General features: G+C 62.9%; 22 protein-coding genes and 1 other RNA gene. 9 read left to right on the plus strand and 14 right to left on the minus strand.

What is annotated here, in order from left to right; all coding sequences use genetic code 11:
• The first annotated feature begins 105 nt into the window (after nt 1-105).
• The 4 genes from ligA (at nt 106) to QOS90_RS06095 (ending at nt 4,649) form a co-directional block, all read left to right on the plus strand.
• Nucleotides 106-2,436, plus strand: a complete 2,331-nt coding sequence (gene ligA / locus QOS90_RS06080; protein WP_085272535.1) for an NAD-dependent DNA ligase LigA — start codon at nt 106-108, stop codon at nt 2,434-2,436.
• A 121-nt stretch (nt 2,437-2,557) separates the two neighbouring features.
• Nucleotides 2,558-2,654: signal recognition particle sRNA small type (ffs, locus tag QOS90_RS06085), an RNA gene on the plus strand.
• A 155-nt stretch (nt 2,655-2,809) separates the two neighbouring features.
• Complete coding sequence (locus QOS90_RS06090) at nt 2,810-3,364, plus strand: GNAT family N-acetyltransferase (RefSeq protein ID WP_027592943.1); 555 nt, start codon at nt 2,810-2,812, stop codon at nt 3,362-3,364.
• A gap of 94 nt (nt 3,365-3,458) precedes the next feature.
• On the plus strand, nt 3,459-4,649 hold the full coding sequence (locus QOS90_RS06095; protein WP_085272536.1) for an MFS transporter: 1,191 nt from the start codon (nt 3,459-3,461) through the stop codon (nt 4,647-4,649).
• On the opposite strand, the gene QOS90_RS06100 is transcribed toward QOS90_RS06095, so the two are convergent.
• The gene (locus QOS90_RS06100; protein ID WP_027592941.1) at nt 4,596-5,039 is read right to left on the minus strand and encodes a helix-turn-helix domain-containing protein; all 444 of its coding nucleotides are present in this window, start codon (nt 5,037-5,039) and stop codon (nt 4,596-4,598) included. The genes QOS90_RS06095 and QOS90_RS06100 overlap by 54 nt on opposite strands.
• Before the next feature lie 93 nt (nt 5,040-5,132).
• Here QOS90_RS06100 and QOS90_RS06105 point away from each other — a divergent pair, with 93 nt between their 5' ends.
• Nucleotides 5,133-5,606, plus strand: a complete 474-nt coding sequence (locus QOS90_RS06105) for a DUF2938 domain-containing protein (RefSeq protein ID WP_371918113.1) — start codon at nt 5,133-5,135, stop codon at nt 5,604-5,606.
• Between the two features lie 15 nt (nt 5,607-5,621).
• Here the strand turns inward: QOS90_RS06105 and QOS90_RS06110 are convergent, their stop codons facing one another.
• Both QOS90_RS06110 and QOS90_RS06115 read right to left on the minus strand, forming a co-directional pair.
• A complete protein-coding gene (locus QOS90_RS06110; protein WP_085272538.1) occupies nt 5,622-5,801 on the minus strand; it encodes a hypothetical protein in 180 nt (59 codons plus the stop codon).
• Nucleotides 5,802-5,830: 29 nt separating this feature from the next.
• Nucleotides 5,831-6,025: a hypothetical protein gene (locus tag QOS90_RS06115; RefSeq protein WP_085272539.1), complete on the minus strand. Its 195-nt coding sequence runs from the start codon at nt 6,023-6,025 to the stop codon at nt 5,831-5,833.
• A 414-nt stretch (nt 6,026-6,439) separates the two neighbouring features.
• Between QOS90_RS06115 and QOS90_RS06120 the strand changes: the two genes are divergently transcribed.
• A complete protein-coding gene (locus QOS90_RS06120) occupies nt 6,440-6,778 on the plus strand; it encodes a hypothetical protein (protein ID WP_493854124.1) in 339 nt (112 codons plus the stop codon).
• A 282-nt stretch (nt 6,779-7,060) separates the two neighbouring features.
• On the opposite strand, the gene QOS90_RS06125 is transcribed toward QOS90_RS06120, so the two are convergent.
• Nucleotides 7,061-7,828 carry a substrate-binding periplasmic protein gene (locus tag QOS90_RS06125; protein ID WP_085272540.1) on the minus strand — a complete coding sequence of 256 codons (768 nt, stop codon included), beginning with the start codon at nt 7,826-7,828 and terminating at the stop codon, nt 7,061-7,063.
• A gap of 123 nt (nt 7,829-7,951) precedes the next feature.
• Here QOS90_RS06125 and dnaX point away from each other — a divergent pair, with 123 nt between their 5' ends.
• The 3 genes from dnaX to recR all read left to right on the plus strand — a co-directional run bounded on the left by dnaX (nt 7,952) and on the right by recR (nt 11,118).
• The gene (dnaX, locus tag QOS90_RS06130; RefSeq protein ID WP_085272541.1) at nt 7,952-10,027 is read left to right on the plus strand and encodes a DNA polymerase III subunit gamma/tau; all 2,076 of its coding nucleotides are present in this window, start codon (nt 7,952-7,954) and stop codon (nt 10,025-10,027) included.
• Between the two features lie 64 nt (nt 10,028-10,091).
• A complete protein-coding gene (locus QOS90_RS06135; RefSeq protein WP_008093501.1) occupies nt 10,092-10,427 on the plus strand; it encodes a YbaB/EbfC family nucleoid-associated protein in 336 nt (111 codons plus the stop codon).
• 88 nt (nt 10,428-10,515) lie between these two features.
• Complete coding sequence (gene recR, locus QOS90_RS06140) at nt 10,516-11,118, plus strand: recombination mediator RecR (RefSeq protein WP_027592934.1); 603 nt, start codon at nt 10,516-10,518, stop codon at nt 11,116-11,118.
• Between the two features lie 133 nt (nt 11,119-11,251).
• Here recR and QOS90_RS06145 read toward each other — a convergent pair whose 3' ends face one another.
• The 10 genes from QOS90_RS06145 to QOS90_RS06190 all read right to left on the minus strand — a co-directional run bounded on the left by QOS90_RS06145 (nt 11,252) and on the right by QOS90_RS06190 (nt 21,398).
• Nucleotides 11,252-11,800, minus strand: coding sequence for an adenine phosphoribosyltransferase (locus QOS90_RS06145; RefSeq protein WP_003254303.1), 549 nt, complete (start codon nt 11,798-11,800; stop codon nt 11,252-11,254).
• A gap of 53 nt (nt 11,801-11,853) precedes the next feature.
• Entirely contained in the window at nt 11,854-12,588 is a 735-nt protein-coding gene (fnrA, locus tag QOS90_RS06150) for a Crp/Fnr family transcriptional regulator FnrA (RefSeq protein WP_027592933.1), read from the minus strand.
• Between the two features lie 186 nt (nt 12,589-12,774).
• Nucleotides 12,775-14,157: an oxygen-independent coproporphyrinogen III oxidase gene (hemN, locus tag QOS90_RS06155; RefSeq protein WP_027592932.1), complete on the minus strand. Its 1,383-nt coding sequence runs from the start codon at nt 14,155-14,157 to the stop codon at nt 12,775-12,777.
• Between the two features lie 310 nt (nt 14,158-14,467).
• On the minus strand, nt 14,468-15,151 hold the full coding sequence (locus QOS90_RS06160; RefSeq protein WP_085272542.1) for a sulfite exporter TauE/SafE family protein: 684 nt from the start codon (nt 15,149-15,151) through the stop codon (nt 14,468-14,470).
• Nucleotides 15,144-15,359 carry a cbb3-type cytochrome oxidase assembly protein CcoS gene (gene ccoS / locus QOS90_RS06165; RefSeq protein WP_027592930.1) on the minus strand — a complete coding sequence of 72 codons (216 nt, stop codon included), beginning with the start codon at nt 15,357-15,359 and terminating at the stop codon, nt 15,144-15,146. Before ccoS ends, QOS90_RS06160 begins: the two co-directional genes overlap by 8 nt.
• A 13-nt stretch (nt 15,360-15,372) precedes the next feature.
• Nucleotides 15,373-17,817, minus strand: coding sequence for a heavy metal translocating P-type ATPase (locus QOS90_RS06170; protein WP_085272543.1), 2,445 nt, complete (start codon nt 17,815-17,817; stop codon nt 15,373-15,375).
• A 148-nt stretch (nt 17,818-17,965) separates the two neighbouring features.
• Nucleotides 17,966-18,493 carry a FixH family protein gene (locus QOS90_RS06175; RefSeq protein WP_085272544.1) on the minus strand — a complete coding sequence of 176 codons (528 nt, stop codon included), beginning with the start codon at nt 18,491-18,493 and terminating at the stop codon, nt 17,966-17,968.
• 15 nt (nt 18,494-18,508) lie between these two features.
• Nucleotides 18,509-19,924, minus strand: coding sequence for a cytochrome c oxidase accessory protein CcoG (ccoG, locus tag QOS90_RS06180; protein ID WP_085272545.1), 1,416 nt, complete (start codon nt 19,922-19,924; stop codon nt 18,509-18,511).
• A gap of 299 nt (nt 19,925-20,223) precedes the next feature.
• A complete protein-coding gene (gene ccoP, locus QOS90_RS06185) occupies nt 20,224-21,204 on the minus strand; it encodes a cytochrome-c oxidase, cbb3-type subunit III (RefSeq protein ID WP_027592926.1) in 981 nt (326 codons plus the stop codon).
• Nucleotides 21,201-21,398 (minus strand): CcoQ/FixQ family Cbb3-type cytochrome c oxidase assembly chaperone, encoded by a 198-nt coding sequence (locus QOS90_RS06190; protein ID WP_027592925.1) that lies wholly within the window; start codon nt 21,396-21,398, stop codon nt 21,201-21,203. The genes ccoP and QOS90_RS06190 overlap by 4 nt, the downstream gene beginning before the upstream one ends.
• Nucleotides 21,399-21,401: the final 3 nt, after the last annotated feature.

The raw sequence follows: 21,401 nt of genomic DNA on the forward strand, positions 1-21,401 counted from the left end.
GGGAGCGGGTTTACCCGCGAAGGGGCCAGACCAGGGATAAAGGATCCAGGGCCCCAGGCAACGTCCCTCAGGCTGCTCTTTTGCTTTGCAAGAGAAGACAAACGAATGACCGCCGAATCCCGAATCCACGCCCTGCGCGCCGAGCTCGACCAGCATAACTACCGCTACTACGTGCTCGATGAGCCCAGCGTGCCCGATGCTGAATACGACCGCCTGTTCAACGAGCTCAAGGCGCTGGAAGCCGAACACCCGCACTTGGTAACGCCTGACTCGCCAACCCAGCGCGTCGGCGGCCAGGCCCTGGCTGCATTCAGCCAGGTGCGCCACGAAGTGCCCATGCTCAGCCTGGGTAACGCCTTCGAAGAAGCCGACCTGCGTGAATTCGGCCGCCGTGTGGTCGATGGCCTCGATCAGCCGGGTGCGGTCGATTACAGCTGCGAACCCAAACTCGATGGCCTGGCGGTAAGCCTGCTGTACCGCGACGGCCAATTGGTGCAAGGCGCCACCCGTGGCGATGGCACCACCGGCGAAGACATCAGTGCCAACGTACGCACCGTGCGCAACATCCCGCTCAAGCTGCAGGGCGAAGGTTGGCCTGCGGTGCTGGAGGTGCGTGGCGAGGTGTACATGAGCAAGGCCGGTTTTGATCGGCTCAATGCCGCCCAGGCAGAAGCGGGTGGCAAAACCTTCGCCAACCCGCGCAACGCCGCCGCCGGCAGCCTGCGCCAACTGGATTCGAAAATCACCGCCAGCCGCCCGCTGGAGTTCTGCTGCTATGGCGTAGGGCAGGTGTCCGCAAGCATCGGCGACAGCCACATAGGCATCCTCGAACAGCTCAAGGCCTGGGGCCTGCCGATCAGCCGTGAGCTACGGCATGCCGCCGGCATCGAAGAGTGCCTGGCGTATTACCGCGACATCGGCGAGCGCCGTAACAGCCTGCCGTACGAGATCGACGGCGTGGTGTTCAAGGTCAACAGCCTGGCGTCCCAGCGCGAGCTGGGCTTTCGCGCGCGCGAGCCGCGCTGGGCGATTGCCCACAAGTTCCCGGCCATGGAAGAGCTGACCGAGGTGCTGGATGTGGAATTCCAAGTGGGGCGCACCGGGGCGGTGACGCCTGTGGCACGCCTGAAGCCTGTCAAAGTGGCCGGCGTGACCGTGTCCAACGCCACCCTGCACAACATGGACGAAATCGCCCGCTTGGGCCTGCGCATTGGCGACACAGTGATCATCCGCCGTGCCGGCGACGTGATCCCGCAAGTCATGCAAGTGGTGCTCGAGCGCCGCCCCGAAGATGCCCGCCCGGTTGAAGTGCCGAGCGCATGCCCGGTGTGTGGCTCGCAGGTCGAGCGCACGCAGCTGGTCAAACGCAGCAAAGGCAAGGAAACCACCAGTGAAGGCGCGGTGTACCGGTGCGTCGGTCGCCTGGCCTGTGGCGCCCAACTCAAACAGGCGATCATCCACTACGTTTCGCGCCGCGCGATGGATATCGACGGCCTGGGCGAAAAGAGCGTCGAGCAGTTGGTGGATGAAGGGCTGATCGGCTCGCCAGCAGACCTGTACAAGCTTCAGTTCGACCAGATCGTCGGGCTGGAAGGGTTTGCCGAAGTTTCCAGCAAGAAGCTGCTTGATGCCATCGAAGCCAGCAAGCGCCCGAGCCTGGCGCGCTTCATCTACGCCCTGGGCATTCCGGATGTGGGTGAGGAAACCGCCAAGGTCCTGGCTCGCTCGCTGGGCAGCTTGGCGCGGGTGCAGCAGGCGCTGCCACAGGTGCTGACCTACCTGCCGGACATCGGGCTTGAAGTGGCATATGAAATCCACAACTTCTTCGAAGACGAGCACAACCGCAAAGTCATCGAGCAACTGCTCGCCTGCGGCATGCAGTTGCAGGACGAAGGCGACTTGGCCGCCGAGTTCGCCGCCAGCACCACCCTGGCCGGCATGATTGCCAAGCTCGACATCGCCTCGGTCGGCCCGACCGGCGCTGAGAAGCTGGTGGCCAAGCTCGACAGCCTGGAAAAGATTATCGCCGCCGACGGTATCGACCTGCGCCAGGCCCTGGCCGCCAAGCAGGCCGAGGCCGTGCGCGAGTTCTTCAAGGACGAAGCGAACCAGAAGCTGGCGCGGGATATCGAAGCCCAGTTGCTGGCGTTCGGCATGCACTGGAACAGCGAGAAGAAAGTCGCCGAAGGCCTGCCTCTGGCCGGGCAGACCTGGGTGTTGACCGGCACCCTGGAGCGCATGAGCCGCGACATTGCCAAAGACAAACTGGAAAGCCTCGGCGCCAAGGTGGCAGGTTCCGTTTCCGGCAAGACCCACTGCGTGGTCGCCGGCCCTGGCGCGGGCTCCAAGCTGGCCAAGGCCAGTGAGCTGGGTGTGAAGGTGCTGGACGAAGACGCGTTCATCGCCTTCCTGGCGGAGCAGGGCATCGCAATCTGACCCACCTTTAAACAAGTCATTGAGAAATGATGACTTTTTCTCCCCGAAGAGGTTGTAACTTCGCCTCAGACCGGTACAATGGCGCGGCTCGCTGCTTAGCGAGTTGCGTCAGTGGTGGCCCCATCGGTCCCCCCGCATTGATTACCCGTTAACCTGGTCAGGCCCGGAAGGGAGCAGCCATAGCGGGAACATCGAGTGCCGGGGTGTGGCTGGTGGGGCCGCCTCCATTCTTTAAATCCTTGAGCTCTCAAGGATGTCTCGTTCAAAAATACCTCTTAGTCAATGTGCGAAAGCGCATGACGTCTCGACGTTTCTACCTCTGCTCTGTGAGAATGCCAGAAGGCCATACCGCCTCCAGAACGGACGCTGCGCCATGGACAGCCTTCCTACCCTCGAAACCTCGCGCCTGATACTCACGCCGCTGCAGCTTGGCGACGCACCCGCTATTCAGCAGCTGTTCCCGCACTGGGACATTGTCCGCTACCTGGACAGCCGCGTGCCATGGCCCTATCCCGAAGACGGCGCACTCGTCTACGTCCGAGATATCGCATTGCCTGCCATGAACGCTGGCTGCGAATGGCACTGGATGATCCGCCTGAAAACCGCGCCAACGCAGATCATCGGCAGCATCAGCCTCTATGACCAGCCGGGTAACAACCGTGGCTTCTGGCTCACCCCTGCCTGGCAAAAAAACGGCTACATCCGCGAAGCCTGTGTGGTCATCAACGACTATTGGTTCGAGACGCTTGGGCGTTGCGTCATGCAGGTGCCCAAGGCGGCGAGCAATGACAGGTCGCGCAGTGTTTCCCTGCACGAAGGCATGCGCCTGGTCGGGACTGAGCCGGGGCATTTCGTCTGTGGCGCCGTGCTCAAAGAGATCTGGGAGTTGAGCCGCGATCAGTGGCGTCAAAGGGTGGCGGTCGTTTAGGTACTGAAGTGACGATCTCAACGTCAGCAAATGCATGCCTTTGCCAGTGCCGTGCCGTGATAGAAAGCAGTACCTTTCAGCAAGGACTGCTTACATGAAGTCGTCTGTACCCCCGCCACGGTTTCAGCACTTTACCGTGTTCTGCATCGCCTGCTTCCTACTGTCCATCAGCTATGGCACGACGTTTCTGCTCTCTATGCTGGTGCAGGCGTTGGGCGGCACTGCGAGCGATGCAGGGCGGGTATTTGCAGTCGCGATGCTCAGTACGCTGCTGTCTGTGGTGGGCTCGGGGCATCTGTTGCAGCGCGTTGGCGCTGCTCGCGCTATCGCTGTCGGGGCGTTCTGCCTGGTCGTGGCGTCAGTGGGTTTTGCCGTGGTGCCCGGCCTGGGCGGCGCGTTGTTGGCGTGTGGCTTGATGCTTGGGGTTGGTTGGGGGCTCTTCTACACGGTAGGGCCGATCATGGTTGCTCAAATGGTCGAGCCATCACGCCGCACGCACTGTTTTGCATTGCTCTCCGGCAGCATGTTGACTGGCATAGGTACCGGGCCATTACTGGGTAAGTTCGCGGCCTTCGTGGCGCTGCCTACCCAGCTCGCTTTTTGGGTGGCGGCGTGTGCTGCAGGTTTGGCGGGGTTGTACTTTGCTTGGCTTGGTTCGACTTCGCTGGGGCAACGACCGGCTGAGAAGGTGCAGATCGGTTTGGTGTCCGCGCTCAACGTGATGCGTTCGCGTTCGGGCTTGTCGATTTTGATGGTAGGGCTGGGTGGGGCGATTTTCGGCACGATGGGCAGTTTCCAGACCAGCTATGCCGACCGCCTCGGGCTTGATTACTCGATCTTCTTCATTGGCTTCATGGGCGCTGCGATCGCCTGCAGGCTCTTGCTGGCCGGCTGGGTTGCGAAGCAACCGCCGCTGGCGACTTCGTGGGTTTTAACCTTGATCATGGCCACTGCTGTAGTGGGCTTTGATCAATGGGTGCACAGCGCCGAACGCTATCTGGCGATGGCCATGCTGTTGGGCGTGGGTTATGGCTTGAACTACTCGGTAATCAACGGGCTGGCTGCCAATGAAGCGCCAGCGGGCCTTACCGCGCAAGCACTGCTGCTGTTCAGCCTGTCGTATTTCATCGGTGTGTTCGGGTTCCCCTTCGTAGCCAGTCAATTGATCACGCAGCTAGGCATCAGCGCAATGATGTTGAGCATTGAAGGCGTTGCGCTTTTGGTTGTAGGGCTAAGTACGGCGAGGTGGCTGGCTTCGCGTTTTTCCAGGCCCGCCCTGGTGTAGGTGCTTTTCCCCCAACACCCCGGCGGCTGAAAGCTTCATCAAGCGCTGAAATTTCGGACAGGCCAGGTGATCGTCCTCCGGGCACTGCGCTGCATGCCGCAGCCCCTTGCTCATTGCTTGCAAGCGCTTGACCCGTGCATCGATTTCGTCCGCTTTAGCTATCAGCATTTGCCGATCGACCTGCAGGTCCACCAGCATCGCGCCCACTTCATCCAGGGAAAAGCCTGCGGCCTGGCCTAGGGCAATCAGTGCCAGCCGGTCCGCCACGTCGGCAGCAAACTGCCGCCGCTGGCCGCGGCCGGCGAGGGACTTGAGCAAGCCTTTCTTTTCGTAATAGCGCAGCGTTGATGCGGGTACGCCTGTGCGCTTGGCGACATCGGCAATGTCCATTCTGGGCCTTGACTTGAAGTTGACTTCAACTTCTATGCTGCGCGGCATGTTGCTGAACGTCAATCTTAGAGGGCTGAATCGATGACGCTTGCCATGCTAAAAGCCGCTTTGCTGATCGGGGTTGGGGCCACCGTGATCATGGACCTGTGGGGGATGTTGCTGCGGCGCTTGGGTATCCCTACCTTGAATTTCGCCATGGTGGGGCGCTGGGCGGGCCATGTGATGAAGGGACGGGTGCGCCACGACGCTATCGCCAAGGCCGAACCGGTTGCGAACGAACTGGCCTTGGGGTGGGTTATCCACTACGTGATCGGTGTGCTGTTTGCCGTGATGCTGGTGGGGATGGTCGGGGAGGGCTGGCTGAGTGCCCCGACGCTTTGGCCTGCACTGGTTTGGGGGGTGGCGACGGTGGTGGCGCCGCTGTGTTTCATGCAGCCGGTGATGGGGGCGGGGTTCTTTGCCTCGCGGACGCCGACGCCTGGGCGTAACTGCCTGAAGAGTCTGGTGACCCATACGGTGTTTGGGGTTGGGATGTTCTTGAGTGCCGGTTTGATTGCGTCAGGTTGAAGACAGCGCTCGGGATTACAGCAGTCGCAAGATCAAGAGGCCGGCGAGAAGTAACGCCAAAGCAAAGCCTGCACCTAGGCTGAACGGCAAAAGTGCTGACCAAGGAGAAAAGGCTCTTGCCTTGCGCATTTCTTCGGCCAGGGCCTCAACTTCGCGATGGGATTGTTCAACCCTATCTTGAGTGGAACGGGGCATGATCTTTCCTCTGCCATAAACGAGCGTGCTTAGAGTTTAACCAGCAGGGCCATGATACCCGCAATGGCAGTCAGTATGACCGAGCCGGTTGCGAAGGGGTGCCAGAACGCCTCTTGTCTAAGCTTGCGCTCTTCAGCCATGAATTTGAGTGCTTCTGCAGCTAGCTTGCGATTCTCGATCTGTAGTCTGTCGAGTTCGAGATTGTCTCGATCATCTTGGAGCATCGGGAGGTGTCTTTTTGAGGGGTGGCGAAAATTATGTGCCACCAGGCGAGAGGTCGGAATCGCTCTATACACCAGATTTCGTAGTCCAATTGCCAACAAGGAAGGATCCTACTCTCGTATAGGCGGTTTCCTGCTGCATTTGTGAGGCTTGCAGAAATATCCTACGCATCCCGTCGACTCCCGTCTGATTGTCCTTGGAAACCCCACCCAATAGGCTTTTGCGGTCGCTGTCGGTTCAGCGATCGGGTGTGGAAGCCCGGGAACGACTTGGAGCAGTTGCCTGTTATGGCAGCTGTGCGCGGGAGGTACTCGTACCTGCCGGGTTTTCCATGTGCCTGGTCTTCCACCCCGCGTACAGTTGTCACCCTAATGCGTGGAAGCAAAAGGGTGCAGCTCAGGTCGCATGGAGCTTGCATGAAAAAAATCGTCCCCGACCCACCCCATACCTTCGACCTTCCCCCCGGTAAATCCCTTTCCCGCGCCATCAGCGAAGGCGTCGTGCCAATAGAGTTCGCGCTGATGAATGTCTCCCACTACCTAATGTTCGCCTACAGCGACAGCCGCCGAGCACTTGAGCGCATCCAAGACGAAGAAACGCGACAGCTACTGGAGCATGGGCTGCGCGCCATGCAAATCGCCTGGGGCCAGGCGCATGGCGTGAGTCTTGTGTGGTCGTTGAGATCGAGCGCCGCCCGCGCGGCGCTTCGCAGCACAAGGCTGCTCCCACATCTGTTTCGGGCCAATTATTCCTGAGGAATTGGCGCGCGCCCCTTGGCGCCCGCCTCAGTATCGTGTCGTACGAAAAAGGCGGTCGCGCGCGCTGGCACAGGCGTGACTGGCCCGAAACAGATGTGGGAGCAGCCTTGTGCTGCGAAGCGCCGCGCGGGCGGCGCTCGATCTCGAAGACGCCATAGTGCTTCCGGCGGACACCTGTCAGCCCCAACCCGCTCTAAAACCAGGACGGTTCATACATCTATTTAGACGACTTCCTGCTGCATCTGTAGGGCTCGCAGAAATTGTGCGAAACATCTCTATTTAGGGCGTCCGCGCTGCGGCATTCCCAGCATACCCCGCACCCCCATACCGCTGGCTGATCCGCTCAATCTCCCCGGACTGCTTCATGCGCACCAGTGCCCTGAGCACCCCTTGCGTCGGTACCCCCGGGTCAGTGCGCACCATGCATCCCAAGTCCTGCTCTTCCAGCACTGCCAGCGTTTGCAGCTGTTGCCCCGCCGGCAAACCTTGGTTGAACCACTGCAACGACAACTCGTTGCTCACCGCATGCAGATACCGCCCCGCGTGCAGCTTCTGCAGGGCCAGCAGCTGGCTGCGGCTGTCTTCGCGGTGCAATCGGCCCTGCTCGAACAAGGGTTGCAGGGTGCCGTAGGCATAACCCAGCACAGTGCCGATGGCTTGCGGCGCCAGTTGCTCTGGGCGGGTAGGGTTGCTTGCATCAGCGCCGCCAACCAATACGTCGCGCTGGTGGATCACGGGGATGCTCCAGACAAAATTGCCCGGCCGATCCTGAAACCACTGGGTGCTGACATAGCAGCGCACGTCGATATCGCCGCTTTCCATGGCTTCCTGCAGGCGCAGGCGTGCCAGTACGTGATACTCCGGTCGCACACCCACTTCCCGGGCAATAGCCTGCATCAGGTCGAACAGCAAACCTTCCACCGGTTGATCGCCTTCGACACGCATCAGCGGCATGCTCCAGCTCTCGGCGACGGAAAAACGCAGCACGGGTGGGTCGGCCAGGCTGTGGGTGGTCCACAGCAATAGCAGGGGCAACAGTCTTCGCAAGGCACATCCTCCCTGGATAGCGCGCCAGTTTCATAGCTTAGACCAGTCGCGCAGGGTGCAATTTCGGCCCCGCTCCGCTAGCATTAGCGATCTTCCGCTCGATCAGGCTACGATGGTTTTTCGATGAGTTATCAGGTTCTTGCACGAAAATGGCGTCCGCGCTCGTTCCGCGAAATGGTCGGCCAGGCCCATGTGCTCAAGGCCTTGATCAATGCCTTGGACAACCAGCGCCTGCACCATGCCTACCTGTTTACCGGCACCCGCGGTGTGGGCAAGACTACCATCGCCCGCATTATCGCCAAATGCCTGAACTGCGAAACCGGCATCACCTCGACGCCCTGCGGCACCTGTTCAGTGTGCCGGGAAATCGACGAGGGCCGCTTCGTCGACCTGATCGAGATCGACGCCGCCAGCCGCACCAAGGTCGAAGACACTCGCGAGCTGTTGGATAACGTGCAATATGCCCCGAGCCGTGGGCGCTTCAAGGTCTATTTGATCGACGAAGTGCACATGCTCTCGACCCACTCGTTCAACGCCTTGCTCAAGACGCTGGAAGAGCCGCCGCCCTACGTCAAGTTCATCCTCGCCACCACCGACCCGCAGAAGCTGCCAGCGACCATCCTGTCGCGCTGCCTGCAGTTCTCGCTGAAGAACATGAGCCCGGAGCGGGTAGTCGAGCACCTCAGCCATGTGCTGACCGCCGAAAACGTGCCGTTCGAGCCAGATGCCCTATGGCTGCTGGGCCGCGCCGCCGACGGTTCGATGCGCGATGCCATGAGCTTGACTGACCAGGCCATCGCGTTTGGTGAAGGCAAGGTGCTGGCGGCCGATGTGCGGGCCATGCTCGGTAGCCTCGACCATGGCCAGGTTTATGGCGTGCTGCAGGCGCTGCTAGAAGGCGATGCCCGCGCGCTGCTGGAGGCGGTGCGCAACCTTGCCGAGCAAGGGCCGGACTGGAGCGGCGTGCTGGCCGAAATGCTCAACGTGCTGCACCGTGTCGCCATTGCCCAGGCTCTGCCGGAGGCGGTGGACAACGGCCAGGGCGACCGCGACCGCGTGTTGGCGCTGGCCTCGGCATTGCCGGCCGAGGACGTGCAGTTCTATTACCAGATGGGCCTGATTGGCCGCCGCGACCTGCCCTTGGCGCCAGACCCGCGGGGTGGCTTCGAGATGGTCCTGTTGCGCATGCTGGCGTTCCGCCCGGCCGACACCGATGACGCGCCGAAACCGGTGCTAAAGCCGGTGGGGATCAGCCAAGCCACAGCTGATCCTGCAACACCGGTGGCAACTGCGGGAGTGGCCCATCAGCCAGTCGCAGCGCCCGTGGCGCCGGTTGTCGCGCAAGCGGTGGAGGTGCCGACCCCTGTAGCACTCGCTGTAGAGCCGACGCCTGCCGTTACCCAGCCAGCGCCAGTTGAACCTGCTGCGCCGGCACCCGCACCTGTCGAGGACGTCATCGACCTGCCTTGGGAAGCGCCTGTAGCGCCCCCCGTGCCGGTTGCCGCCTCGCCGGTGCCTGTGGCTGAGCCAACACCTGAGCCAACACCTGCGCCCCAGCCAGCCATGGCCGAGCCGCAGCGCGAACAGCCGGCCTACGACGAGCCGCCGTTCGACCCGTCGGCCTATGCGGCAGCGGGCATGGACCGCGACGACGAACCGCCAGCGGACGAAGATTACTACGTAGGTGACAGCGACCCCGTCGGCTTCAGTTACCTCGATGAGCTGGCCGAGCACGTCCAGGAAGAGCAGCCCAAACCTGCTGCCGAACCGCTGCCGGCTGCCCAGCCGGCTACCGGCCTGGCCCTGCAATGGCTGGAATTATTCCCACAGTTGCCTGTCTCCGGTATGACAGGCAACATCGCCGCAAACTGTACGCTGATTGCTGCCGACGGCGACGACTGGCTGCTGCACCTGGACCCAGGCCAGGGCGCACTGTTCAACGCCACCCAGCAGCGGCGCTTGAACGACGCGCTCAATCAGCACTTGGGGCGCACTCTGAACCTGCGTATCGAGCTGATACGCCCTGAGCAGGAAACGCCGGCCCAGGCCGCCTCGCGCAAGCGTGCCGAGCGCCAGCAGGACGCCGTGGTGTCGATCGAGCAGGACCCGTTGATCCAGCAGATGATCAAGCAGTTCGGTGCCAAGGTGCGACAGGATACTATTGAGCCTGTAGAGGCCCTGGCCAATCAGGGCCAGTAACGGATAACCATGCGGCTGGCCCGGTGCCGGGCCGCATCACATGACCCAATCGAGGTATACCCCCATGATGAAAGGTGGCATGGCCGGCCTGATGAAGCAGGCCCAGCAGATGCAGGAAAAAATGGCCAAGATGCAAGAAGAACTGGCCAACGCCGAAGTGACCGGCCAATCCGGTGGCGGCCTGGTGAGCGTGGTGATGACCGGTCGTCACGACGTTAAGCGCGTCAGCATCGATCAAAGCCTGATGTCGACCGATGAAGACGACAAGGAAGTGCTTGAAGACCTGATCGCTGCCGCACTGAACGATGCGGTCCGTAAGGTCGAGCAGAGCAGCCAGGAAAAAATGGGCGGCATGACCGCTGGCATGCAGTTGCCGCCAGGCTTCAAAATGCCGTTCTGATTCACCTTTTGCGTCAAATGGGGAGCAACGGCCTTGGGGCCGTTGCTCCCTTGTTCATTCTGTTCCCCCGACTTGCAGGCCTGCCTACATGAGCTTCAGCCCCCTGATCCGCCAACTGATCGATGCCTTGCGCACCCTGCCGGGTGTCGGCCAGAAAACCGCCCAGCGCATGGCCCTGCAGCTGCTTGAGCGTGACCGCAGCGGCGGCCTGCGGTTGGCTCAGGCGTTGACCCAGGCCATGGAAGGGGTAGGCCATTGCCGTCAGTGCCGCACCCTGACCGAGCAGGAACTCTGCCCGCAGTGCGCCGACCCGCGCCGTGACGACACGCAGTTGTGTGTGGTCGAGGGGCCGGTGGATGTGTATGCGGTGGAGCAGACCGGTTACCGCGGCCGCTATTTCGTGCTCAAGGGGCATCTGTCGCCGCTCGATGGCCTGGGGCCTGAGGCGATCGGCGTGCCGCAGCTGATGGCGCGAATCGAGGAGCAGGGCACCTTTACCGAGGTAATCCTGGCGACCAACCCGACGGTGGAAGGGGAGGCGACGGCGCATTACATCGCGCAGTTGCTGAACGAGAAGGGCCTGGTGGCGTCGCGCATTGCCCACGGTGTGCCGCTGGGTGGCGAGCTGGAGCTGGTGGATGGCGGGACATTGGCCCATGCCTTTGCGGGGCGCAGGCCGATTTCGCTCTAAAGACCTACGCGCGGTCTGTAGGAGCAGCCTTGTGCTGCGAAGAGGCCGGTAATGGCAACGAAAATAGCCTCGTTGTCATTGGCCTCTTCGCAGCGCAAGGCTGCTCCTACAAAAAGCGATGGCTGCAATGCACTCAGTATTCGCTGAGGGAAAACTCGGTCAGGCAGAAGGTCGGCACACCCGCAGCCTGCAGCCGGCGCGAACCGTCCAGCTCCGGCAGGTCAATGATCGCTGCCGCTTCAAATACCTGAGCCCCGGTACGACGCACCAGGTTGGCTGCCGCCAGCAGGGTGCCGCCAGTGGCAATCAGGTCATCGAAAATCAACACCGAGTCGCCTTCGCAGAGGCTGTCGGCATGCACTTCGAGGAAGGCCTCGCCGTACTCGGTCTGATAACCCTCGCTCAGCACGTCAGCCGGCAGCTTGCCCTGTTTGCGGAACAGGATCAGCGGCTTGTTCAGCTGGTGGGCGATGATCGAACCGATCAGGAAGCCGCGCGCGTCCATGGCACCGATGTGGCTGAACTCAGCCTCGACATAACGCTCGATGAACTGGTCGGCGACATAGCGCAGCCCGCGTGGGGATTGGAACAGCGGGGTGATGTCGCGAAAGATCACACCCGGTTTGGGGAAGTCCACTACCGGGCGGATCAGGGCTTTGAGGTCGAAGGCTTCGCTATGCATTGTTGCGGGTATCCTGGAAAAACGATGGCGCCAGTATACCCGTTAACAAAAGCTCAGGCCTCTATTGCACCGCCGGCCAGCGCGCACAACTGAATCGGGTCGAGGATATGCACTTCCTTGCCTTCGGCGCGAATCAGGCCGTTTTGCTGGAAGCGGGTGAAGACCCGCGACACGGTTTCCACCGCCAGGCCCAGGTAATTGCCGATTTCGTTGCGCGACATGCTCAGGCGGAACTGGTTGGCCGAGTAGCCACGTGCGCGGAAGCGTGCGGACAGGTTGACCAGGAAGGTGGCAATGCGTTCGTCGGCGGTTTTCTTCGATAACAGCAGCATCATCTGCTGATCGTCGCGGATCTCGCGGCTCATCACACGCATCAGCTGACGACGCAACTGCGGCAATTGCACCGAGAGTTCGTCGAGGCGTTCGAAGGGGATTTCGCACACCGAGGTGGTCTCTTGGGCCTGGGCCGACACCGGGTAGGCTTCGGTGTCCATGCCGGACAGGCCGACCAGTTCGCTGGGCAGGTGGAAGCCGGTGATCTGCTCTTCGCCGCTGTCGCTGAGGCTGAAGGTTTTGAGGGCGCCGGAACGTACGGCGTAGACCGAGCCGAAATTGTCACCCTGGCGGAACAGGAACTCGCCTTTTTTCAGCGGCCGTCCACGTTTGACGATTTCATCCAGTGCTTCCATGTCTTCCAGGTTCAGCGAAAGAGGCAGGCACAGGGGGGCCAGGCTGCAATCCTTGCAATGGGCCTGGGTATGTGGGCGCAGTTTAACTGGCTCGGACATTTTCAATCGATCCTTGTGGGAAAGCACACATAAGACGTAAGGGTAACTCACGGCGTAGGTTGTAGGCCAGCGTGCGCTATTGTGGTGCGTGCTGGCGAAGCCTCGGCGGGTGCGCGCCGAGGCCTTTCGTGTACCCATAGTGTGCCGCACAAGCCCACTTGTCCATGCGGTTGAACGTCTCGCTTTTCAGATGACCCGTGAGAAGCGCTGGCGGTTTTGCATCGCCAGGTAGGCGTCGAACACCATGCACACCGAGCGCGCCAACAGGCGGCCGGCGGGCAGGATGCGGATGCCCTTGTCGTCCAGGCTGATCAGGCCATCACGCTGCAAGGTCAGCAGTTCTGGCCAAAGGTCGTTGAAGTAGCCGCGAAAATCGATGGTGAAGGCCTGTTCGATCGGCTCGTAATCCAGTTCGAAATGGCAGATCAACTGCTGGATCACAGCCCGGCGCAGGCGATCGTCGTGGTTGCACAGCAGGCCGCGCTGGGTGGCCAGTTGGGCGTTGGAGAGGCTGTCCTGGTAGGTGTTGAGGTCGCTGCTGTTCTGGCAATAGAGGTCGCCGATCTGGCTGATGGCAGACACCCCCAGGCCGACCAGGTCGCAATGGCCGTGGGTGGTGTAGCCCTGGAAGTTGCGTTGCAGGGTGCCTTCTTCCTGGGCCATGGCCAGCTCATCGTCGGGCAGGGCGAAGTGGTCCATGCCGATGTAGCGGTAACCGGCGGCGGTCAGCTGGTCGATGGTGGCATGCAGCATTTCGAGCTTGGCTGACGGGCTCGGCAGGTCATTGTTGTCGATGCGTCGCTGAGGCATGAAACGCTCGGGCAGGTGGGCGTAGTTGAACACCGACAGGCGGTCGGGTTGCAGGCGGATCACCTCTTCGACCGTGCGGGCAAAGCCTTCCGGGGTCTGTTTGGGCAGGCCGTAGATCAAGTCCAGGTTGATCGAGCGGAATTGCAGGGTACGCGCTGCCTCGATCAGGGTGCGGGTCTGCTCCAGGCTCTGCAGGCGGTTGACCGCCCGCTGCACGGCCGGGTCCAGGTCCTGCACGCCCAAGCTGACACGGTTGAAGCCCAGCTCGCGGAGCAGGCCCATGGTCGACCAGTCGGCTTCGCGTGGGTCGATTTCGATGCCGTAGTCGCCGGAATCATCGTCCAGCAGGTTGAAGTGCTGGCGCAGGGTGGCCATCAGCTGGCGCAATTCCACGGGGCTGAGGAAGGTGGGCGTGCCGCCGCCGAAGTGCAGTTGCTCGACCCGTTGCTTGGGGTCCAGGTGGCAGGCGATCAGCTGGATTTCCTGCTCCAGGCGTTGCAGGTAGGGCGCAGCGCGGCCACGGTCCTTGGTGATGACTTTGTTGCAGGCGCAGTAGTAGCAGATGTTGGCGCAGAACGGCACGTGCACGTACAGCGACAACGGGCGCACCGCCCGGCGGCTCTCGCGCAGGGCGTGGAGCAGGTCGAACGAGCCCACTTCGCTGTGCAGTTGCACGGCGGTCGGGTAGGAGGTGTAGCGTGGTCCGGCCAGGTCGTAGCGGCGGATCAGGTCGGTGTCCCAACGTAGGTCGTCGAGCATGTGGGCGGTCCCCGGATAGAGCGAGCAGTGTCCGGAGTCTATGGCCGTCTGTAGGAATCTGTGTTGATTTGTATCAAGAGCCTTTAGGGCCGCTGAGCGGCCCATCGCCGGCAAGCCAGCTCCCACAGGTGCCTCACTGCCTTAATGCTTGTGCTGTAGCTGTGGGAGCCAGCTCCCACAGGGGCCTCACTGCCTTAATGCTTGTGCTGTAGCTGTGGGAGCCAGCTTCCAAAGGGGCCTCACTGCCTCAAGGCTTGTGCTGTAGCAGTGGGAGCTGGCTTGCCGGCGATGGGCTGCACAGCAGCCCGCTTCAATGCCCCATCAACCAATGCTGGTGTGGCCCAGGCAGCGTCCACAGGCCAAACAGGATGACCAGCAACCCACCCGCCATGCGCACGCTGCGCCGTCGCAGCAGGCTGCTGACCCGCTCCGCCGCCAAGCCCGTGGCCAGCAATACCGGCCAGGTGCCCAGCCCGAAGGCCAGCATCAACGCCGCGCTGTACCCCGCATTCCCCTGGCTCGCAGCCCACAATAACGTGCTGTACACCAGCCCGCACGGCAACCAGCCCCACAAGGCCCCCAGCAACAGGGCGCGCGGCAGGCTCGACACCGGCAGCAAACGCGAGGCGATTGGCTGGATATGCCGCCACAGCCTTCGGCCCAGGGCCTCGATACGGGTCAACCCGCTCCACCAACCGGCCAGGTACAGCCCCATGGCAATCAACAGCAACGCGGCTACCACCCGCAGCGCCAGGGCGGCCGGGCTGCTGGCCACGGCCCAGCCAGCCAGGCCTACCAGCAGGCCGGCGCAGGCATAGCTGAGAATGCGCCCGACGTTGTACGCCAGCAGCAGCTGCAAGCGTCGGCCGCGTTGCTCGGGCGGGATGGCCAGGGTCAGCGCGCCCATCAGGCCGCCGCACATGCCCAGGCAGTGGCCGCCACCGAGCAGGCCAAGGATCAGCGCCGAGCCGAGCAGGGGCAGCAGGTCAGGCACGGGGTGGGGGTTCCTTGTCGTCTTCGGCCAGGCTGTCGTCCGGCTTGACCGCAGCCTGGTGGCGCGGGTCCTGGTCGTCGAACAGGATGCTGTGGGCAGGGCCTTCGAGGTCGTCGTACTGGCCGCTGTCCACCGCCCAGAAGAAGATGTACACGGCAACGCCGACAAGCAGCAGGGCGGCCGGGATCATGACATAGAGGGCTGGCATGGGCGGCTCCTGATCAGGCGGTGGCGGGTTGCGGGTGGCTGCTGGTGGCCGCCACGCCTGGCAGCCGGGTCAGGCGCAGGGCGTTGAGGACCACGATCAGCGAGCTCACCGACATGCCGATGGCCGCCCACACGGGGGTGATCCAGCCGAGCGCGGCAAACGGCAACATGAGGCCATTATACAGGGTCGCCCACAGCAGGTTCTCGAGGATGTTGCGGCGCGTGCGGCGGGCCAGGTCGAAGGCCTGTACCAGCGCCTGCAGGCGGTTGGACAGCAGCACCGCATCGGCGCTGGTCTTGGCCAGGTCAGTGGCGCTGCCCATGGCGATGCTGATGTCGGCGGCAGCCAGCACCGGCACGTCGTTGACCCCATCACCCAGCATCAGCACCTTGCGGCCAGCGGCTTGCAGCGCCTTGAGCCGGTCCAGCTTGTCGTCCGGGCGCAGGCCGCCGATGGCCTGGTCGATACCCAGTTGCGCCGCCACTTCGGCGACCATCGGCGAGCTGTCACCCGACAGCAGCAGCGTCCGCCAGCCCCGCGCCTTGCAGGCAGCGAGCAAGGCCGGGGCGTCATCGCGCAGGCGGTCATCGAGGCCGAACCAGGCCAGCGGCCCTTGGCGATCACCCAGCAGCAGCCATTGGCCGCGTGGCTCGGGCACGCCGGGGATTTCTGCGCCACTCAGGGCGCACACGAACGTGGCCTGGCCGATACGCAGGCGCTGGCCGTCAACCAGCCCTTCCAGGCCAAGGCCCGGTACGGTCTGCACATCGTCCGCAGGCGCGGCGGTGCGGCCGAAAGCGCGTGCGATGGGGTGTTCGGAGCGGTTTTCCAGGGCGGCGGCCAGGGCCAGGCAACGGTCGGCGGCCAGGTCGGCCAGCGGGCGAATGCTGCGCAGGGTCAGGCGGCCTTCGGTGAGCGTGCCGGTCTTGTCGAAGATGACCGTGTCGATCTGGTTAAGGCCTTCGAGCACGTGGCCGCGGGTCACCAGCAGGCCGAGTTTGTGCAGGGTGCCGGTGGCGGCGGTAAGGGCCGTGGGCGTGGCCAGGGACAAGGCGCAAGGGCAGGTCGCCACCAGCATGGCCAGCACGATCCAGAAGGCGCGGTCCGGGGCCAGGTGCCACCACCACAGGCCGATGGCCACGGCGGCTATCAAGGTAAACAGCAAGAACCACTGCGAAGCGCGGTCGGCGATCTCGGCCAGGCGCGGTTTTTCGGTCTGCGCGCGTTCCAGCAGGCGGACGATGGCCGACAGCCGCGAGTCGTGGCCGAGGGCTTCGACTTCCACGTTCAGGGTGCTCTCGACGTTCAGGGTGCCACCGGTGACTCGATCGCCGACGCGACGCGGCTGCGGCAGGTATTCGCCGGTCAGCAGTGACTCGTCGACGCTGGAGCGGCCTTCGACGATGCGCCCATCGGCGGGGATTACCGCGCCGGGCAGGACTTGCACCGTGTCGCCGCGCTGCAGTTCGCTGAGCAGGATGCGCTCGGCACGGCCGATAACGTCCAGGCGCAGGCACGAGGCGGGCAGCAGGTTGACCAGTTGCGCGGTGGCCGCCGCGGTGCGCTCGCGGGCACGTCGCTCAAGGTAGCGACCGGTCAGCAGGAACAGGGCAAACATGCCGACGGTATCGAAATACAGCTCGCCGCTGCCGCTGATCGCGGTCCAGATCCCGGCGCCGAACGCCAGGGCGATGGCCAGCGATACCGAGACGTCCATGGTCAGGTGACGGGTGCGCAGGTCGCGCGCTGCGCCTTTGAAGAATGGCGCGCAGCTGTAGAACACGATCGGGATGGTCAGAAACAGCGCGACCCAGCGCAGGATGGTGTGCAGCTCGGGCGACAGGTCGATGTTGAATTCGGGCCAGGTGGCCATGGTTGCCATCATCGCCTGGAACCACAGCAGCCCGGCGACACCCAGGCGCCGTAAGGCGCTGCGGTTCTCCCGGGCCAGCTGTTCGGCGGCCTGGTCGGGTTGGTAGGGGTGGGCGGCGTAGCCGATCTGGCGCAGCTCGGCGAGCAGGCGCGAGAGGGGCAGCTGGTGGTCGTCCCAGGCCAGCAGCAGGCGGTGATTGGACAGGTTCAGGCGTGCTTCGGTGACCCCGGGCAGGTTGCGCAGGTGCTTTTCGATCAGCCAGCCGCAGGCGGCGCAACTGATGCCCTCGACCAGCAAGGTGGCTTCGGCCAGTTCGCCGGCGTGGCGGACGAAGGTTTGTTGCACGTCGCTGCGGTCGTAGAGCGCCAGTTCATCCTGCAGTTGCCTGGGCAAGGCTTCGGGGTTGGCGCTGGTGTCACTGCGGTGTTGGTAATAGTGCTCCAGGCCCCCGGCGACGATGGACTCGGCCACTGCCTGGCAGCCTGGGCAGCAGAACTGCCGTGGCTCGCCGAGGACCACGGCGGTGAAGCGGTTGCCGGCGGGGACGGGCAGGGCGCAGTGGTAGCAGGGGGTGGGTTGGGTCATTGGGCTGTTGCCTTACACAAATCAGCTGGTTTGCATCGAACCCTGTGGGAGCGGGTTCACCCGCGAATGCGATAGATCAGGCAGTGGTGATTACAGGTCTGACGCATTCGCGGGTAAACCCGCTCCCACAGGGGCAGTGGTGTCGCGATTATTTGTGTTCTGCGCCTAGCAACGCTTCATCGCCCAGCTGCAGAGTCACACCATGCTCCACCTTCTCTTCCTCGAACAACCGCCACACCTGCCCTTGCTGGCTGCCCAGCAACTCGACGAAGCGCCGCCCTTCGACCTTGTCGTCCAGTTGCCCGACATAGCGCCCAGCCTCGGCACGGGTTAGCGCCACCTTGCGGTCCTTGTCCGGCTGGGTGGGCGAGATCAGGTTCAGTTCCAGCGTTTGCGGGTCGCTGTCGCCCGTCAGGCGCAGGTCGACTTCGCCGGTCAGCTCATCCAAATGCACGCTGGCCTTGAGGTTCAAGGTCTGGGCCAGGAGCTCACGGTCCAGCGAGCGGTTGATGCCTTTGCCAGCCTCGTAGTAGTTGTCGTTGACCAGGTTGTCCGGGTTGCGCACGGCAATGCTGACCATGGTCAGGCTCAGGCACACCGAGGTGGTGAGGATGCCGATGATGATCCAGGGCCAGAGGTGCTTGTACCAAGGGCTGGCGGCGGTGGCGGCAGGCATTGTCGATAATCTCTCTCAGCGGATCTGTGGGCCGATGAAGCGGCTCTTGGCTTCAACCTGGGCGTCGCTGTCATCGGCGCTCTTGAGGATGAAGGTGATTTCGTTGGTGGTCGATGGCAGTTTCTCGGGCGCTATCGACAGCTGCACGGGCAGGCTGACGATGTCACCGGCGGCCACGCGGATCTCGCGCTGGCCTTCGAGCTTGAGGTCCGGCAGGCCGGCGGCATCGAGCACGTAGACGTGGTCGCGTTGGTCTTTGTTCATGACCTTGAGGCTGTAGACGTTCTCGATCCGGCCCTGGGCGTTTTCGCGGTACAGCACGCGGTCCTTGCTGACGTCGAAGCCGACCAGCGAGCGGGTGGCGAAGGCGGTGGCCAAGGCGCCGATCATGACCAGCAGTACCAGCGCATAGCCGATCAGCCGAGGGCGCAGCATGTGGGTTTTCTGCCCGGACAAGTTGTGCTCGGTGGTGTAACTGATCAACCCTTTGGGGTAGTTCATCTTGTCCATGATGGTGTCGCAGGCGTCGATGCACGCGGCGCAGCCGATACACTCGATCTGCAGGCCGTCGCGGATGTCGATGCCGGTGGGGCAGACTTGCACGCACATGGTGCAGTCGATGCAGTCGCCCAGGCCTTGGGCCTTGTAGTCGATGTCTTTTTTACGCGGGCCACGGGTTTCGCCACGGCGCGGGTCGTAGGACACGATCAGCGTGTCCTTGTCGAACATCACGCTCTGGAAGCGCGCATAGGGGCACATGTACACGCACACCTGCTCGCGCAGCCAACCGGCGTTGCCATAGGTGGCGAGGGTGAAGAAACCGACCCAGAAGTAGGCCCAGCCATCGGCTTGGCCGGTGAAGAATTCGATGGCCAGCTCACGGATCGGCGAGAAGTAACCGACAAAGGTCATGCCGGTGACGAAACCGATCAGCAGCCACAGGCTGTGCTTGGCGAATTTGCGCAGGAACTTGTTGCCGTTCATGGGGGCGCGGTCGAGCTTCATGCGCTGGTTGCGATCACCCTCGGTGACTTTTTCGCACCACATGAAAATCCACGTCCACACGCTTTGCGGGCAGGTATAGCCGCACCACACCCGGCCGGCATACACGGTGACGAAGAACAGGCCGAACGCGGCGACGATGAGGATGCCTGACAGGAGGATGAAGTCCTGGGGCCAGATGGTGGCGCCGAAGATGTAGAACTTGCGCTCGGGCAGGTTCCACCAAACGGCCTGGTGACCGCCCCAGTTCAGCCACACGGTGCCGAAGTAGAGCAGGAACAGTACTGCACCGCCGACCATGCGCAGGCGGCGGAACACGCCTGTGAAGGCGCGGGTGTAGATTTTCTCGCGGGAGGCGTAGAGGTCGACGGAATCCTTCCCTTTGTTGGCAGGCGGGGTGACGTCATGTACCGGAATTTGCTTGCTCATCATCAAGTCCCACGGCAGTGGAGAAATGCCGCGGCCAGTGCATGCCGGCCGCAGTCTCGCGCAATCTGCTAGCGCTCTGCGACCCATGATACGCCTGTGATGGCACCCAGGGGTTGCACTGCGACCTTTAGTCGCGTTGGGTTCGTGGTATGAATCGTGATATGGCGGGTGTCAATTGATCCAGGTCAGCTTGTGCTGGATTCTTCGCGGGTAAACCCGCTCCCACAGGGACCCCGCTGCCCTCAGGCTCGGCGAGATACCTGTGGGAGCGGGTTTACCCGCGAAGAGGCCGGACCTGCTTACTCAGCCTTTTGAGGCTCCTGCTCCTGATGAGACAGGCTGTACACATAAGCTGCCAGCAGGTGCACCTTGTCGTTGCCCTGCAGTTGTTCCTGCGCCGGCATCTGCCCCTGGCGGCCGTAGCGAATGGTCTGCTGAAGCTGGGCAAAGCTCGAGCCGTAGATGAACGCCTGTGGATGGGTCAGGTTTGGTGCACCCATAGCCGGCGTACCCTTGCCCTCTGGCCCGTGGCAGGCCACGCAATTGGCGGCGAAGATCTTCTGCCCGTTTTCGGCATCGGCCTTGGCGCCTTCCGGCAGGGTGCGGCCATCGAGCTTACTGACCACAAAGGCTGCCACATCGGCAACGCCTTGCTCGCCGATCACCTCGGACCAGGCCGGCATCACGCCGTGGCGACCGCCCATGATGGTGGTCTTGATGGTTTCCGGCTCACCGCCCCAACGCCAGTCGTTGTCGGTCAGGTTGGGGAACCCGTAGGCGCCCTTGGCGTCGGAGCCGTGGCACACCGAGCAGTTGGAAGCGAACAGCCGTGCGCCCATTTTCAGGGCCTGCGGGTCTTTGGCGACTTCCTCGATGGGCATCGCCGCGAACTTGGCGAAGATCGGCCCGAAGCGGGCATCGGCCTTGGCCATTTCCTTTTCCCACTCGTGCACGCCGGTCCAGCCCGGCTGGCCGTTGGCAAACTCGGTCTGCTTGTCGGTGTCCAGGTACGAATAGCCCGGCAGCATACCTTTCCAGTTACCCAGGCCTGGGTACAGCACCAGGTAGCCGAGGGCGAAGATGATGGTGCCGACGAACAGCCAGAACCACCATTTGGGCAGCGGGTTGTCATATTCCTCGATGCCATCGAAGGCATGCCCGACGGTCTCGTCGGTGACCTCTTCGCGCTGGCCCTTGCGGGTGGACAGCAGCAGCCAGGTCAGTGAGAAGATGGTGCCCAGGGTCAGGACGGTGACGTACAGACTCCAGAAGGTTGTCATTGTTTTTTGCTCCCAGAAACTTTTGCTTGCGCTTGCTCGACGTGCCGGGTGGCTTCGGGGTCATCCGCGAAGGGCAACCGGGTCGCCTCGTCGAACTCCTGCTTGCGCCGTGGGTTGAACACCCACAGCGCCAGGCCTACGAAGGCCACCATCACCACGACGGTGCCCAGGCCGCGAATCATCCCGATATCCATCAG

Source organism: Pseudomonas sp. LAIL14HWK12:I10, from assembly GCF_900184205.1.
In the GTDB taxonomy this organism is placed as follows: domain Bacteria; phylum Pseudomonadota; class Gammaproteobacteria; order Pseudomonadales; family Pseudomonadaceae; genus Aquipseudomonas; species Aquipseudomonas kermanshahensis.